12 protein-coding genes are annotated in these 15,757 nt (G+C 50.6%); 3 read left to right on the forward strand and 9 right to left on the reverse strand.

Annotated features, from left to right (window positions below; translation table 11 throughout):
- Positions 1-9 precede the first annotated feature (9 nt).
- Positions 10-591: a HupE/UreJ family protein gene (locus GWC94_RS09730; RefSeq protein WP_161834840.1), complete on the reverse strand. Its 582-nt coding sequence runs from the start codon at positions 589-591 to the stop codon at positions 10-12.
- A gap of 44 nt (positions 592-635) precedes the next feature.
- Here GWC94_RS09730 and GWC94_RS09735 point away from each other — a divergent pair, with 44 nt between their 5' ends.
- Positions 636-1,124: a DUF6702 family protein gene (locus GWC94_RS09735; RefSeq protein ID WP_161834841.1), complete on the forward strand. Its 489-nt coding sequence runs from the start codon at positions 636-638 to the stop codon at positions 1,122-1,124.
- Between the two features lie 162 nt (positions 1,125-1,286).
- Here the strand turns inward: GWC94_RS09735 and GWC94_RS09740 are convergent, their stop codons facing one another.
- The 4 genes from GWC94_RS09740 to GWC94_RS09755 all read right to left on the reverse strand — a co-directional run bounded on the left by GWC94_RS09740 (position 1,287) and on the right by GWC94_RS09755 (position 5,942).
- Complete coding sequence (locus GWC94_RS09740; protein WP_161834842.1) at positions 1,287-2,576, reverse strand: hemolysin family protein; 1,290 nt, start codon at positions 2,574-2,576, stop codon at positions 1,287-1,289.
- Positions 2,577-2,689: 113 nt separating this feature from the next.
- Entirely contained in the window at positions 2,690-4,351 is a 1,662-nt protein-coding gene (locus GWC94_RS09745; protein ID WP_161834843.1) for an ArnT family glycosyltransferase, read from the reverse strand.
- A 40-nt stretch (positions 4,352-4,391) separates the two neighbouring features.
- Positions 4,392-5,015, reverse strand: coding sequence for a phosphatase PAP2 family protein (locus tag GWC94_RS09750; protein ID WP_161834844.1), 624 nt, complete (start codon positions 5,013-5,015; stop codon positions 4,392-4,394).
- Between the two features lie 180 nt (positions 5,016-5,195).
- Entirely contained in the window at positions 5,196-5,942 is a 747-nt protein-coding gene (locus tag GWC94_RS09755; RefSeq protein WP_161834845.1) for a class I SAM-dependent methyltransferase, read from the reverse strand.
- 208 nt (positions 5,943-6,150) lie between these two features.
- Here GWC94_RS09755 and glmM point away from each other — a divergent pair, with 208 nt between their 5' ends.
- The gene (glmM, locus tag GWC94_RS09760) at positions 6,151-7,530 is read left to right on the forward strand and encodes a phosphoglucosamine mutase (RefSeq protein WP_161834846.1); all 1,380 of its coding nucleotides are present in this window, start codon (positions 6,151-6,153) and stop codon (positions 7,528-7,530) included.
- A 157-nt stretch (positions 7,531-7,687) separates the two neighbouring features.
- The gene (locus GWC94_RS09765) at positions 7,688-8,815 is read left to right on the forward strand and encodes a cysteine desulfurase family protein (RefSeq protein ID WP_161834847.1); all 1,128 of its coding nucleotides are present in this window, start codon (positions 7,688-7,690) and stop codon (positions 8,813-8,815) included.
- Positions 8,816-8,914: 99 nt separating this feature from the next.
- On the opposite strand, the gene GWC94_RS09770 is transcribed toward GWC94_RS09765, so the two are convergent.
- The 4 genes from GWC94_RS09770 to GWC94_RS09780 all read right to left on the reverse strand — a co-directional run bounded on the left by GWC94_RS09770 (position 8,915) and on the right by GWC94_RS09780 (position 15,654).
- Positions 8,915-10,468 (reverse strand): sigma 54-interacting transcriptional regulator, encoded by a 1,554-nt coding sequence (locus GWC94_RS09770; protein ID WP_235918503.1) that lies wholly within the window; start codon positions 10,466-10,468, stop codon positions 8,915-8,917.
- 51 nt (positions 10,469-10,519) lie between these two features.
- Positions 10,520-11,617, reverse strand: a complete 1,098-nt coding sequence (locus GWC94_RS09775; protein WP_161834848.1) for a vWA domain-containing protein — start codon at positions 11,615-11,617, stop codon at positions 10,520-10,522.
- 205 nt (positions 11,618-11,822) lie between these two features.
- Complete coding sequence (locus GWC94_RS16690) at positions 11,823-12,182, reverse strand: hypothetical protein (RefSeq protein WP_202628834.1); 360 nt, start codon at positions 12,180-12,182, stop codon at positions 11,823-11,825.
- Positions 12,183-12,387: 205 nt separating this feature from the next.
- Complete coding sequence (locus GWC94_RS09780) at positions 12,388-15,654, reverse strand: protein O-mannosyl-transferase family (protein ID WP_161834849.1); 3,267 nt, start codon at positions 15,652-15,654, stop codon at positions 12,388-12,390.
- Positions 15,655-15,757: the final 103 nt, after the last annotated feature.

Raw genomic sequence — 15,757 nt, forward strand, 5'->3', positions numbered from 1 at the left:
CGGGATAGTTTAAAAGGGTATTCTTTCAAGCGCCATCTGCAAAGCCAGTGCGAAGACGCCCCCGCTCATAAACAACAGGTACTCTCTCCGGCTGATTTTCAGAATGCCCACGAATATAAACGAAATCAGTAAAACCGCCAGTACGATCAGCAGCTGACCCGCTTCCAGTCCGAGGTTGAACGCCAGCAGCTCCGCCACAATGCTTTTATCGCCTCCCAGCAGGCTTTTCAGCTGGCTGCTGAACCCCAGGCCGTGTACCAGTCCGAAAAACAGGGCGAAAAAATAGATAGCGGGAAACCGGCTTCTGAATGTGAATTTTTTGATGAACAGGTTGCTTACCGCGGTGACCACGATTGTTACCGGTATCAGGAACTCGATCCAGGGAACCGAATAGTTGATGATATTGAATATGCTCAGGGCAAGCGTAATGGAATGACCGATGGTAAATGCTGTTACCAGTATGATCACCTTACGCCAGTCGGAGAACTGGTAGCGCAGGCAGAGCGCCACCAGGAACAGGATATGGTCTATCCCTTTCAGGTCGGCAATATGTTCATAGCCGAATTTGAAATACAATGCGAACTGGCTCATGCGTTGGTAGGGGTTTTTCAGGATATTTGCACAAACGCCCGTGCATGGCAAATATATTGCTTCAGTGGTTAGTGACGGCAGCGGTGGCTGCGCTGCATCCTTTTTTTGTATCGGTGGTGGATATCAACCACAACGCAAAAGATGCAACGGTAGAGATCAGCGTACGGGTTTTTACCGACGATATGGAAAAAGTGCTGCAGAAATACAGCAGTAAAAAGATCGATATCCTCAACCCTGCCGACAAACCGTTTCTTGAGTCGCAGATAGCCAGTTACCTGAACCAGAAACTGCAGGTAAAGATCAATGGCCAGGCGGCAACCATGCAGTATATCGGGCACGAGATACAGAAAGAAAGCGTCTGGATGTACCTCGAAGTGCCGAAAATAAAAGAGGTAACGACTGTGGATATTGACTGCAAATTGCTGTACGACCTGGCATCGTCACAGACCAACCTGATACATGCCCGGGCAAAGGGTGCTGAAAAAAATTACAAGCTCGACTACCCGAAGAACAGGGTTTCTTTCGGTTTCTGATATCGGCGGGGGGTAATAGGTGGAATTGTTTTATGGTTACATTGTTTTATTGCTATAGTCATGTGACCATTGAACAATTTAGCCACGCAGCCATGTAACAAGGTAACCACCGGGAACTTTAACCAACCACAATCGGCAACCGGCAATACCTCAATCCACCCCCTATTCTTCCTCCATTGGCTTGTTGATCGTTACCAGTACTTTGTCGATGCGGTGGTTGTCCATGTCCACAATCTCAAAATGAAATATTTTCCAGCGGCAGGTATCGCCTGTACTGGGTATCTTTTGTAATTCGTAGAGGATAAACCCAGCGAGTGTGTCGAAGTCCTGGTCGCCTTCCATCATCCATTCCGTTCTTTCAAAGCGGTGCAGGAAATCGTAAAAAGGTATCTGTGCGTCTACCAGGAAGGAGCCATCGTTTCTTTCCACGATCTCGAATGGCGGCTCATCCTCTTCGCCGGGTATGCCGCCTACGATGGCTTCGAGGATATCGTTCAGCGTAATCAGTCCCTGCACGGTGCCGTATTCATCCACGATAAACGACTGGTGCACTTTTGTCTGTTTGAATTTCTCCAGCACCTGGTAAGCGGTGTTGTTCTCGGGCACATACATAGCGTCCTTCATCAGCGTGGTTATTTCTGACTGGTCGTCCGCTGCAAACAGGTCTTTAACGGTTACCACGCCTTTGATCTTATCGATAGAGCCATCGCAAACGGGGTATACCGAATGCACCACTTCCTGCATCTGCTGTTTGATGGCCGCCACTGTTTCGCTGCCTTCTATCCAGACAATATCGCTGCGGTGCGTCATCAGCGAAGTAATGTTGCGGTCGCTGAGGTGAAACACGCGTTCGATGATGTCCTGCTCGGCTTCTTCGATAGCGCCGGTTTCGGTGCCCTCGCTGATGATGGCCTTGATCTCTTCCTCCGTCACCGAGTTATCGCTGCCCTTGAGGTTGAGTATTTTGATGATGGCGTTTGCCGTATGGGTGAGCAGCCATACAAAGGGGAAGGTAAGCCAGGACACCACGCGCATGGGACTTGCCGCTGATTTGGCGATTGCCTCGGGCCGGCTCAGGCCGATGCGTTTGGGGACCAGCTCGCCCAATACCAGTGAAAGAAACGTAACGATGATCACGATAACGGTGGTGGCGATGGAACTGCTGTATTCGCGAAGAAATTCAAAATGTTCCAGCCATCGCTGCAGCGGTTCCTTGAAGGTGTCGCCTGAGTAAATACCTGTAAGCACGCCGATCAGCGTAATGCCGATCTGCACGGTAGACAGGAATGTTTCGGGCTTATTGGCCAGCTTCAGTGCGCTGCGTGCGCGCTGGTCGCCTTTGACCGCCTGTGATTCCAGCCTGGCTTTTCTTGCCGATACCAGCGCTATCTCCGCCATCGAAAAAAGGCCGTTGATGATGATCAGGATAAGGATGATGATGATCTCCGTCATGGTATGTAAAACTAATCAATGTGTGTTAAACCCTGTGCAACAGGGATATTTTTACTGTTAAGACGATAAAACAGGTGGGTTATTGTGTTATCCGTACAAACCTGTTCCTGTCGTTACCGCTCCAGATCGATGATCACATATGCAGGCACTTCCCCGCTACGGGTTTCGGGATTGAGGAAAGGCAGCGAGAGCGATGTAACGCCAAAATAAGGCCCTTCATGCAGTATGCGCAACGAAGGGAATAAGGCACGGAATACCGGGACGCTGTCCTTCCTGGTAAGCACCATATCGCCCTGCTGAAAATCGTGTGCCGAGGTTTTACCCGGGAAAATATGCTTTGCATAAAAATGCAGCGCCCTTCCCTCGTGAATACCGTATACCGAGATACGATCCTTATCCAGCCGCTGGTGTTCCATAAAAGCGGCGGCATCATTCCCTAACTGGTATTTCAGCACATTGGGATAGAATGCGGAACTGAGAAAAATGTTCACTCCGGTTACCGTAAACAACGCGATCGTGAGCAGCACCGGCAGTTTGCCTTTGCGGCCCAGCAGCAGGTAGCCATACACCAGCAGCCCTGCGCAGGCCAGCGCGGCAACCACAATGGGCACGGGAAAAGGCCAGATCATCAGAACGATGACCGCTATCCAGAGCAGGGCAAAGATCACGGCGTGTATGATCAGCAACGGCTTTCTCCATGCCCTGAGCTCGTCGGTGAACAGGAGGCGGAAAAGAAATTTTGCGGTGATGATCGATGCCAGCGGAAACACCACGAAAATATAATGCGGCAGCTGAGCCTGGCTGCGCGCCAGTATGCAGTAGGTAATGATAAAACCACCGGCGCTGATCCACTCATCCCCGGCGCCGATGCGGAATTTCCCGCGCACCAGCGATACCCCTTCAAACACCAGGGCCACCAGGAAGAAAATGATCCAGGGAAGAAAACTCCAGATCATATTTTCCAGCAGAAAAGTAAAATGGTTCATTTCATTGAACACATTTTCTCCCGTATAACGCCCAAAACTTTGTGTCCAGTAATAAAACCGCAGTCCGGACTGTATCGGAACACCGTTGATCATTTTGCCGGGGTGCATATCGAACTGCTGGTACAGTCCGATGCTCATGGGCACCAGCAGTATGCCGATAACCAGCAGACCTACCAGGTAGTCCCACCTGAACAGCTGTTTCCAGTCGCGCCGCAACACCATATGCGGCATAAAGGCAAATGCAGGCACCATCAGCGCAATGGGTCCTTTTGTCATCATGCCGCAGGCGATGGCGACAAAGGCAAGCAAAAAATGCTTCCACCGGTTGCTGCCATACCAGGCGGCCAGTTGCCAGAGACTGAATGTAACCCAACCCATCAGCATGGTATCGCAACGCACATCGTGGGTTACCAGGAACAGTGCCTGGCATGAGGCCAGCACCATCGCGCTCAGCTGCGCTATCTCACGCCTGTAAAACAAACCTGCCAGCCGGTAGGTGCTGTAAACTGCCAGCAGGGCAAACAGAACGGAGGGCAGGCGGTAAGCCCAGTCGTGCACACCCAGTATTTTCATGCTGAGCGCAGACAACCAGAAAAGCATGGGCGGTTTATCAAGGTAATCCTGTCTGAGATCAAATACCTGCAGCCAGCTATGGTTCTCCAGCATCTCCCGGCTGATGGATGCATACTGCGAGGCATCGATATCCATCAGCGGTATCAGGAACATACCTATGGCATATACGCCTGTACAAAGCAGCAATACAAAACGGAACGAACGTTGGTCGATCATGGCTTTCGGAATAAATACCAGGCATGTGCCCGCTATAAAATTAGGGTTTGTGCGCCGCAGCGGCTTCCTCTGCCGGTTTTAATTCACCGAACCGGCGCAGGTATACGGAAGAAGTGAGCCATCCCAGTGCCGCGCCCAGCAGGGCACCACAGACGATATCCAGCGGAAAATGCACGCCCACATATACCTGGCCATAGCTGATGGTGGCCGCCCACAGAAGAAAAAGATACCTCGCTTTACCAAATACCTGCCTGGTGGTGGCGATCAGAAACACGGCAAATCCAACATGGTTGGCCGCATGCGAAGAGGTAAAACTGAATCCCCCCGAACAATGGTTCAGCAACAGCCGCACTTGTCCCAGTAAGGTATCATCCGCGCAGGGGCGCAGCCGCATAAATGTTTTTTTGAACAGGGTACTGCTCATCTGGTCGGTAAACACCAGGGTAATAATGATGAACAGCAGCCATAGCCAGAACTGTTTCCTGAAATTCAGCAGACCGAATACCACCAGGAACAGGTACAGCGGCACCCATGCATTCGCCTCCCGCCACCAGGGCAGTATACCATCGAGCAGACCGCTTGTCCACTCGGTATTGATCTTCAGAAACAGCCATTTATCGATCTTCTCCAGCCACTGCCAGAGCGATTGCGAAAGAAGCGTCATACAGTAAAGATAAGCGGCAATTGGGGATTGTCGATTGGGAGATTGCCGATGGGGGATTGGTGTTTTGGATTCCGGATTTGCGGATTCCGGATTATGGATTATGGATCGTGGGTCTTTCCGAAACATCCCCAAAAACTCAGGTCAACTCACGATAACTCACGCCAACTCGCGTTTCGCGTTTCATTCCCCCTTCCTCGCCACAATAATCATTCGGGGAGAGTTGCGCAGGTGATAGCGGCCCAGCTGGTAGTCGCCGAACACTTCCTGTACCTGCATGCTGTGATAGGCCAGCATCTCGGTAAAATCGCCGAGGGAAAACTTGGCCACTTTTTCGGTGTACAGGTGCCGGGGCGTGGTGTTGGCGGCATCGGTTACCTGTATCTGTTTGAAGAAATGCTCTTCGTCCTGCCATTTGGTGATATGAAAATGCACATCGGCATCGTCATAAGTCACCGATCCCTGAAGTCGGTCTTCTTCGAAATGCACGTTCAGGTAATCGATAACAAATACCCCTCCCGGAAGCAGGCCCTGGGCGATGGTGCGGATGGCGTTGTTATGTTCGCGATCGGTGCGGAAATAACCGAAACTGGTAAAAAAATTGAACGCGTAATCGAAATAATTGATCCAGAAAGGCAAGCGCATATCATGCTGGAAGAAATGCAGGTGCTCGTCTTCATACGCTTTTGCCTCGCCGATGGATGCCGCGGAAAGATCTATGCCGGTAACATCAAAGCCCATATCTGCCAGCGCTTTCGCATGACGCCCCCTTCCGCAGGCGATATCCACCATCTTAGCGCCTGCGGAAGGCCGCAGATAGCTGATGAGCGTATCGATAAAACGCAAAGCCTCTTCATCATCCCTGTGCTGGTACAACAAATGATAATAATGAGAATTGAACCAATCTTTAAACCAGGCTCTGTCCGGCATGTGCTCGCATTGTGGGGCAAAGGTAGGGAATAGTGAGAGGGCGAGGGGGGACTGGGGATTGGGAATTGGGGATCGGGAATTTTGTAATTGGGTTGGGTGGTATACCGGGATGGTTTGGAAGGGGATCAGTAAGCAGCAGCCGCTGCATCGGATTTACCGGCGTCCAATCCTAAAATCTACCTATGTTTGTTTCCCAAAAATTGACAACATGCCTTTGATCAAAAGCATTTCAGGAATACGGGGTACTATCGGCGGCAAGCCGGGCGAAACCTTAAGTCCGATCGATACGGTTCGTTTTACAGCCGCTTTCGGCACCTGGCTCCTTTCACAGTCGGATAACCGGAAGATCGTGATAGGCCGCGACGGACGGATCAGCGGTGAAATGGTGCAGCGGCTTGTGGTAAGTACGCTGAATGCGCTGGGACTGGATGTGGTGGATCTTGGATTAAGCACTACGCCTACCGTGGAAATGGCCGTGGTATTTGAAAATGCTGCGGGAGGCATCATCCTCACCGCCAGTCATAATCCCAAAGAATGGAATGCACTGAAACTGCTGAATGGGAAAGGCGAATTCATCAGCGGCGAAATAGGCGCAAAAGTGCTGGAGATCGCCGCCAAAGACGATTATGTATTTGCAGGCGTTGACAGCCTGGGAAGCTACACAACAAACAGTGGCGCATTGCAGCAGCATATCGACGCCATACTGGCTTACCCGCTGGTGGATGCGGCGGCTGTGAAAAAAGCAAAATTCAATATTGTGGTAGACGCGATCAACAGCTCGGGCGCATTTGCCGTACCGCAATTGCTGAAGGCGCTGGGTGTAAAGGATATTACCATACTGAACGAAGAAGTGAACGGTAAATTTGCGCACAATCCCGAACCCCTGCCCGAGAACTTATTGCAGCTTTGCAATGAAGTGAACAGGCAAAAAGCAGACCTGGGTATTGCTGTTGACCCCGATGTGGACCGGCTCTGTTTTGTGTGCGAGGATGGCAGTCTGTTTGGCGAAGAATACACGCTGGTGGCGGTGGCTGATTATATGCTGGGGCAGCGCAGGGGCAATACCGTAAGCAATATGTCGTCTACCCGCGCCCTCAAAGATGTGACCGTAAAACACGGCGGCGAATACACCCCCAGCGCGGTGGGAGAAGTAAACGTAGTCAACAAAATGAAGGCCGTGAACGCCGTGATCGGTGGCGAAGGCAATGGCGGCATCATTGTGCCGGACCTCCACTACGGCCGCGATGCGCTGATCGGCATCGCATTGTTCCTTACGCACCTCGCAAAACAGAAAAAAACGGCTAAGCAGCTGCGCAATTCCTATCCCGATTATTTCATCAGTAAGAACAAGATCGAGTTAACACCCGGCTTCGATATCGGCAGGATATTCGCGCATATCAGCGAAAAATATGCCAAACACCCGATCAATACCGAAGACGGACTGAAGATCGAATTCGGGAACGACTGGGTTCACCTGCGTACCAGCAATACCGAGCCCATTATCCGCATCTATGCCGAAAGTAATTTTGAAACCACCGCCGCCAATATCGCCAGGCAGCTGATGAAGGATATCAGTGAAGCGATGTAAGGATGGCTGAGAGGTCAGTGGCTGCATTGTTATATGGCTATATTGTTGAATAGCTGGTTTGTCCAACCATTTAACAATGAAGCCATTTGACCACACCGCATTTCAAATCTCCAACCTTCCGCCCCCATTTCCCGAACTTTCCTAACTTTGCGGCGCTATGGAAAGAATTTATTTGGACAATGCAGCCACCACGGCGCTGGACCCTTCCGTACTGGAAGCGATGATGCCGTACCTGACCACCCATTTCGGCAACCCCTCCTCTATCTACAGTTATGGCCGTGAGAGCCGGCTTGCGATCGAGAATGCCCGCAAATCGGTGGCGAAGATCCTGAATGCGCATCCTGCTGAAATATTCTTTACCAGCGGCGGCACCGAAAGCAGCAATACAGCCATCACGGCCGCCGTGCGCGACCTGGGCTGCAAACACATCGTCAGCTCCGTGATCGAACACCATGCCACCACGCATACGGTGGAGCATTTATACCACTCCGGCGAAGCGGCGCTCAGCTATGTAAAACTGCTGCCAAACGGGCATATCGATCTGGAAGACCTGGAACGGATACTATCCGAGAGCGAGGAAAAATGCCTGGTAACCCTGATGCACGCCAATAACGAGATCGGCAATATGCTCGATATACATGCGGTGGGTGAATTATGCAAACTGTACAACGCTATTTTTCACAGCGATACGGTTCAGACCGTGGGCCATTTTCCCTTCGATCTGCGCAACACACCGGTGCATTTTGTCACGGGCGCCGGTCATAAATTCCATGGACCGAAAGGCGTGGGACTTTTGTACATCAACGAGAATGTAAAGATCAAACCCTTTGTACATGGGGGCAGCCAGGAAAGAAACATGCGCGCGGGAACGGAAAACCTGTATGGTATCGTAGGTTTTGCCAAAGCGCTGGAGATAGCTACACAGCAGCACGACAACGACAGCGCCTATATCAAAGGGCTGAAAGTATACATGATGGAAAAACTGAAGAAATCCATCAAAGGCATTGCCTTTAACGGCGATCCGCTGGGAAGGAGTTTGTATACAGTGCTGAGCGTAAGTTTTCCCAAGACGGAAAAAAGCGAAATGATCCTGTTCAATCTCGATATCAACCAGATCTGCGCCAGCGGCGGCAGCGCCTGCACCAGCGGCGCCGACCAGGGCTCCCATGTAATCCGCGCCATCAACAACAACCCCAACCAGGTAACCGTACGCTTTTCCTTCAGCAAACACAATACAAAAGAAGAAGTGGATAGCGTGGTGGAGAAACTGAAAGAAATCATATGAACATGGGAACAGATGAATAACGAACAGATGATCGGCTTTAGCATCTTATCTTATCCGATCATCTGTTCGTTATTCATCTGTTCCTTGTTCATCTGTTCTTCAGCGATAGTCGTCTTCGTTGAAGGTGTCTTCGTCTCCGCCGATATTCATATCGCCTAAGTTCATCATGCTGCCCATGAGGTCTTTGAATTCGATACGGGGACCGATGATCTTCTTGCTGATAAGCGAGTAGGATGAGAGGCCGTGCAGCACAAATTCCATCAGCAACGCGTTTTCTTTTTCGTTTGTCTGGGGAAAATACTGTTTCACAAAACCGTACAGTCCGTTCACCTTATACAAAGCCGCTATTTTGTCTTCGTCTTTCATATCCACCATCAGGTCAAGGTGATTGCCCTGGTCAAACCAGCGGGTGATGGTTTTATACGGATTTTCAGGTTCTTTTTCTTCGGCGGAACGTTTGCCCGAACTTCTTTTTTTCTTCAGCGAATCGGGATTGGGAAAGTACTGTACAAACAAAGACCGGATGGCTTTGTCAACAAGGTTAACCGCCACCTGGTAGGGTCCCTCCTGCTCCCCCTCATAAACCAATTCGATCTTACCGGTAATGGCCGGTATGATACCCGAGAGATCGCTGATCCATACCTGTGTCTGTTTTTCCCTGTGGATGATCGCCCGTCTTTCCGCGCTGCTCACGGCGTTTTCAAAAGCCGCTATCGTAAGCCTTGCGCTCACGCCGCTTTTCCTGTCTACATATTCGTTGTTCCTGGCTTCAAACGCCACCTGCTCTATCAACCGTTTTACCAGGTCGCTCACCAATACTTTTTCTTTCTGTACCTCGAGTATGTCCGCTTCCTGTTCGGTAATGGCGAGAGAGGTATCGATATCCTTTGGATAATGCGTCAGTATCTGGCTTTCGATGCGGTCTTTCAAAGGCGTTACGATGCTGCCACGGTTGGTATAATCTTCCGGGTTGGCCGTGAACACGAATAAAATATCCAGTGGCATCCGCAGTTTGAACCCGCGGATCTGTATATCGCCTTCCTGCAGTATATTGAACAAAGCCACCTGTATGCGGGCCTGCAGATCGGGCAGTTCGTTGATCACAAAAATACCGCGGTTGCTGCGGGGAATGATCCCGTAATGAATCACTTTCTCATCGGCAAAGCTCAGTTTCAGGTTGGCTGCCTTGATCGGGTCTATATCACCGATCAGGTCTGCAACGCTGACATCGGGTGTAGCCAGTTTTTCGCCGTATCGCTCCGAACGGTGCAACCATTGAACGGGTGTTTCATCCCCATGCTCGGCTATCTGGTCTTTGGCAAACTTGCTCAGGGGATTCAGCGGGTCGTCATTGACTTCGCTGCCCGCTATTACCGGAATGTATTCGTCCAGCAGGTCCACCATCTGCCGCGCCATCCTGGTTTTTGCCTGGCCGCGCAATCCCAGGAACAGGATATTGTGCCTGCTCAGCAATGCCCTTTCGGTATCGGGTATCACGGTTTCCTCATAACCCAATATACCGGTAAACGGATTTTCCCTGTCGCGGATGCTTTTGATCAGGTTCTCCCTGATCTCTTCCTTTACCAACCGGCTCCGGTAACCGCTTTGCTTTAGTGAACCGAGTGTTTTGATATCCTGTATGTTCATAGTCATTCCTGAATGCTGCGTGATGTATGGTTATGATCCGCTGTGGCCGTTTTGTTCCTAGTACACGGTCTTTCTTTTCCCGCTTTCAAAATCGCGGAAGATAAAAGCGCCCAGTTTATCGAGCGACGCAAAGAAAGCCTTGCCGTTGTTCATTTCGGTGAACTCCTGTACAAAACTTTGCAGGTAAGGATCGGAAGCGATCATGAAAGTGGTGATGGGTATCTTCAGCTTCTTGCACTGCGCCGCAAGATTGATGCACCTGTTCACTACTTTACGATCAAGACCAAAACTGTTCTTGTAATATTTTTTACCGATCTTCAGACAGGTGGGTTTGCCATCCGTGATCATAAAGATCTGTTTGTTGGGATTCTTTCTCCTGCGAAGCAGGTCCATGGCCAGTTCCAGTCCGGCAACGGTATTGGTATGGTACGGCCCCACCTGCAGGTAAGGCAGGTCTTTGATCTCAATGCTCCATGCATCGTTGCCGAACACCACAATATCGAGTGTGTCTTTGGGGTATTTTGTGGTAATCAGTTCACTCAGCGCCATGGCCACTTTTTTGGCCGGCGTAATCCTGTCTTCGCCGTACAGTATCATGGAATGCGAGATATCGATCATCAGCACCGTGGAGGTCTGTGTTTTGAAATCGCTCTCCCGTATCTGCAGATCGTCTTCCTGCATGCAAAAGCTCTCCACGCCATGGTTGATCTGCGCATTACGGATGCTTTCTGTAAAATCGATCTGTTCCAGCATATCCCCGAACTGGTACGGACGTGTATCAGGGTTGGCTTCATCGCCCTGGCCGGGTTTGAAGGTCTGGTGGTTGCCCTGCCTGCTTTTCTTCAGTTTACCAAAGATCTCTTCCAGGCTGCGTTTACGGATGGCCTGTTCCGATTTACCGGTAATGGAGATCGTACCGTCCTGCGGGTTCTCCTGCAGGTAACCGTTCTGTTTCAGGTCGTCAATAAAATCACCCATGCCGTAGGTATCATCGGTAAGCCGGTACTGGCGGTCCAGTTGGTTCAGCCAGTCGAGCGCTTCAGACGCATCTCCATTGGTATAGGTAAGCAACTGCATGAAAAGATCGAGCAGCTGTTCAAATTTGCTCTTTCCATTTTCATCCGGATCAAAATGTACAAAGCGATGACCGATCATTCTGTAAGCTACAAAAAAGAGTGTTACAGCTTCTCTGGGAAGAAGCCGGCAGGAATCTGTAGTCCTTCAGGTACAGCGAATAACATACCGGGATGAAGCGGCTGCCAAAAATTCCGGCGGTTTTTCCGGATTTAGGAAAACAGAGAGGATACAAAAACAAAAGCCATCCTGCGGGATGGCCTTTGTTATGGAAGCGAAGGGCTTATTATTTTTTGGCGGAATCTGCGGTTTTTGCAGTGTCGGCCGGCGCCATGGTTTTTCCGGGTATCTGTATGGCCGGGTTATACGCGGCCTGTATCTGCTCATAGCTTTTCAGGTAATCTTCGGCAATGCGGCGTTCATCCGACATCAGCTCGGCCTTGGCTGCTGGCAGGCCGTTATAGTAACGGATCTGCTGCTCCAGGTCTTTTTTCACGGAGCGGTCCAGTTGGTTCAGCCAGTCGAGCGCTTCAGACGCATCTCCATTGGTATAGGTAAGCAACTGCATGAAAAGATCGAGCAGCTGTTCAAATTTGCTCTTTCCATTTTCATCCGGATCAAAATGTACAAAGCGATGACCGATCATTCTGTAAGCTACAAAAAAGAGTGTTACAGCTTCTCTGGGAAGAAGCCGGCAGGAATCTGTAGTCCTTCAGGTACAGCGAATAACATACCGGGATGAAGCGGCTGCCAAAAATTCCGGCGGTTTTTCCGGATTTAGGAAAACAGAGAGGATACAAAAACAAAAGCCATCCTGCGGGATGGCCTTTGTTATGGAAGCGAAGGGCTTATTATTTTTTGGCGGAATCTGCGGTTTTTGCAGTGTCGGCCGGCGCCATGGTTTTTCCGGGTATCTGTATGGCCGGGTTATACGCGGCCTGTATCTGCTCATAGCTTTTCAGGTAATCTTCGGCAATGCGGCGTTCATCCGACATCAGCTCGGCCTTGGCTGCTGGCAGGCCGTTATAGTAACGGATCTGCTGCTCCAGGTCTTTTTTCACGGAATCGCCTATTTTTTTGGCCAGCTCTTTATCGCCTGCCATCAGTGCAGCCTGCATCATGATCAGCGAGCTTCTGTTGTCCAGGTTGGCGCGCCCGGTAAAACCATAAGGATAGTTGTCCTGGTCGATCATACCATCCGCCTTGCGCAGCACCTTCACCGCTTCCTCTTTCCGGTTCTTGTTGGCAAGATCCATCGCCAGGTCGGTGTAGGCATCGCGGATACTGCGGAGATGACGGCGGTTTTCTTCATCAAAATACACACCTTTCACATTGGCATTACCCGAGCCGAATACATTCATCGCCTTGTTGAACATATAATCGGTATTTACGGCGGTTCTTTCGTTGATCACCGGTATCAGCCTCCAGGTAAGTCCGTCGCGGCGGAGGTACTGGTCAAAACCAAGTCCAACCTGGTCATTGGTAAAATAAACGGGCCGGTTCCATTTGTTGGCGGCGATCACGTTCAACAGTGCCAGGTCGTTCTTCATCAGCGCACGCTTGGTGATATCGAAACGCATTTCGCCAACGATGCTGTCGTTTGCATTAACGGTCTGGTTTTTCAGTACCATATTCCTGTCTACCGGCACCGACATCTTGCGCACAGGGAAGGTGTTCAAAGCGTCGCCGCCGCCACGGTCTTCCATTTTGGCAGGGTCATCGCTGCCCACATAATTCTTCATCATGTCGTAAAGATCATAGTACCTGTCTTCCGGTATCTCCTGCCGCGGATGGTAGAGTACATAATCGCGTTTGCTGCCCTCGATCTGTTCGGGCGACCAGATCACATCGATCGGTGCGCTCTGGTTTACCTTATAACGGAGCTGGTTGATGTACCAGTCGATACCCAGCAGGCTGAAATTGACCACCCGCACATCGGGGCGTACGCCTTCCACTTCCTGCGCGTACCACAAGGGATAGGTATCGTTATCGCCAAACGTGAAGAGTATGGCATTGGGTGCACAGCTCTCGAGGTAGTCTTTGGCCAGATCCGGCGGCAATAATTTCTTGCTGCGGTCATGGTCGTCCCATTCCTGCTGTGCCATCAGTACCGGTACGGCCAGCAGACAGATTACGGTAGCCAGCGCCGGCGCGGTAACGCCCGTCATTTTTTTGGCGAACCAGTCGCGCACTTTCAGTACACCCAGGCCGATCCATACTGCAAAAGCATAAAAGCTTCCCACATAGGCGTAATCGCGTTCACGCGGCTGCATACCTGCCTGGTTCAGGTACAGCACGATGGCCATACCGGTAAAAAAGAACAGCAGAATATTCACCACCGCATCGCTGCCCTTTCTTTTGAAATGATAGAACATGCCTATCAGGCCAAGGATAAGTGGCAGCGCAAACAGTTTGTTATTGGCTTTGTTGTTTTTAAGACTGTCGGGCAGGCTGCTCTGGTCGCCGTAGAAGATATTATCCAACGGCAAACCGGTTTTCCAGTTGCCATCTCGCACATTGCCGGTAAAGATGCCCTGGTTATCGTTTTGCTTGCCTGCAAAATTCCAAAAGAAATAACGGAGGTACATCCAATAGGTCTGGTAGCCCACAAAGAACTTGACATTGTCAAACTGATCCGGCGCACGTTCGTAACCGCCTTCTCTTGTCTGGCCGATACCGAGGTAGTTGGCATAATACGCCGCGTGGTTCTGCTCGTTGCTGGCATCCCAAACACGGGGGAACACCATTTTATCCTCTGCCGCATACACGTATTTCCTGTCTTCACCCAGTTCAATGTATTTGTCATTTGATTTCTGGTAACGCATACCGGTGGTGCGCATATCGGCAGGCTGTGCCGTGAATTTCTGTCCGTATAACAACGGAAAATCACCGTACTGTTCGCGGCCAAGGTACCCTTCAAGACTCATCGGGTTATCTACGTTATACATATCCACCGAAGGATTGGCGCTGCTGCGGATCATGGTGGTTACATAGGTGCTGTAACCAACCAGCATAAATACAAGGCACCACAGGCTGAGGCGCAGGTAAGACCAGGCTTTCTTGGAAGCAAATTTCAGACCCAGCCAGATCAGTACCGAGAGTACGGCAAAGAAGAATACAAAACCGCTGAAGAAAGGCAGACCGAAACTGTTCACGAAAATGCGGTCAAAGGTGCCGGCCATTTTCACCGTATACTGAATTACGCCCACCTGTACGATACCGGTGACTGCGCAACCGATCAGCAGGAAAATATACATACCGCCGTAATAGGCTTTACGCTGTTTTTTGACATTCTCGATAAGAAAAAGCAGCCCGATACCGATGATCACAGCGAGTATCACCAGTCCGGCCATGGTGCTGTCCATCGGAACATTGGCAGTCGATTCTTTTGATGCCATCATCAGCGCGCCGATAAATGCCAGCACACCGCCTATGATCATCACACGCAGAAACCATTTACGCACCACGGCATAGTTGAAAGAGTCCATCCTGCGGAAATAATACACCATTACGATCGCGGGGATGGTAAGCAGGTTCAGCAGGTGCACGCCAATGGAGAGACCCATCATAAAAAAGATAAACACGATCCATTTGTCCGAGCCCGGCTCGTCTGCATGGTTCTCCCATTTGAGGATGGCCCAGAATACGATAGCGGTAAAGAAAGAAGACATCGCGTACACTTCTCCTTCCACGGCGCTGTACCAGAAAGAATCGCTGAACGTATAGGCCAGCGCACCCACCGCGCCTGCGCCGATGATGGACCAGGCCTGCGACTGGGTAAGGGTATCATAAATGCCTGCATTAACGATCTTACGGGCAAAATGCGTGATCGTCCAGAAAAGAAACAGGATCGTAAACCCGCTGGCCAGGGCATTCATAATGTTTACCGCCTTGGCTGCGGATAAAGCGTCGTTACCAAACAGTACGATAAAGAAACGTCCGAGTATCACAAACAGGGGGGCGCCCGGCGGGTGTGGTATCTGTAGCTTGAAGCAACTGCTTACGAACTCGCCGCAATCCCAGAAACTGCCGCGTGCTTCCGCCGTTAAAATGTACACGCCACAGGCAATCAAACATATCACCCAACCGGCAATGTTGTTAATCTTCCTAAACTGCATTGATTTTGGTTTTTAAAGACTGGCAAACATACCTTAATAATTGGAAAATGCAAGAAGGGAGGAGCGGGTTTGGGGGGCAGTTGGTTGGCAGTCTGCGGGCTGC

Source organism: Sediminibacterium soli (assembly GCF_009939225.1).
GTDB lineage: Bacteria > Bacteroidota > Bacteroidia > Chitinophagales > Chitinophagaceae > Sediminibacterium > Sediminibacterium soli.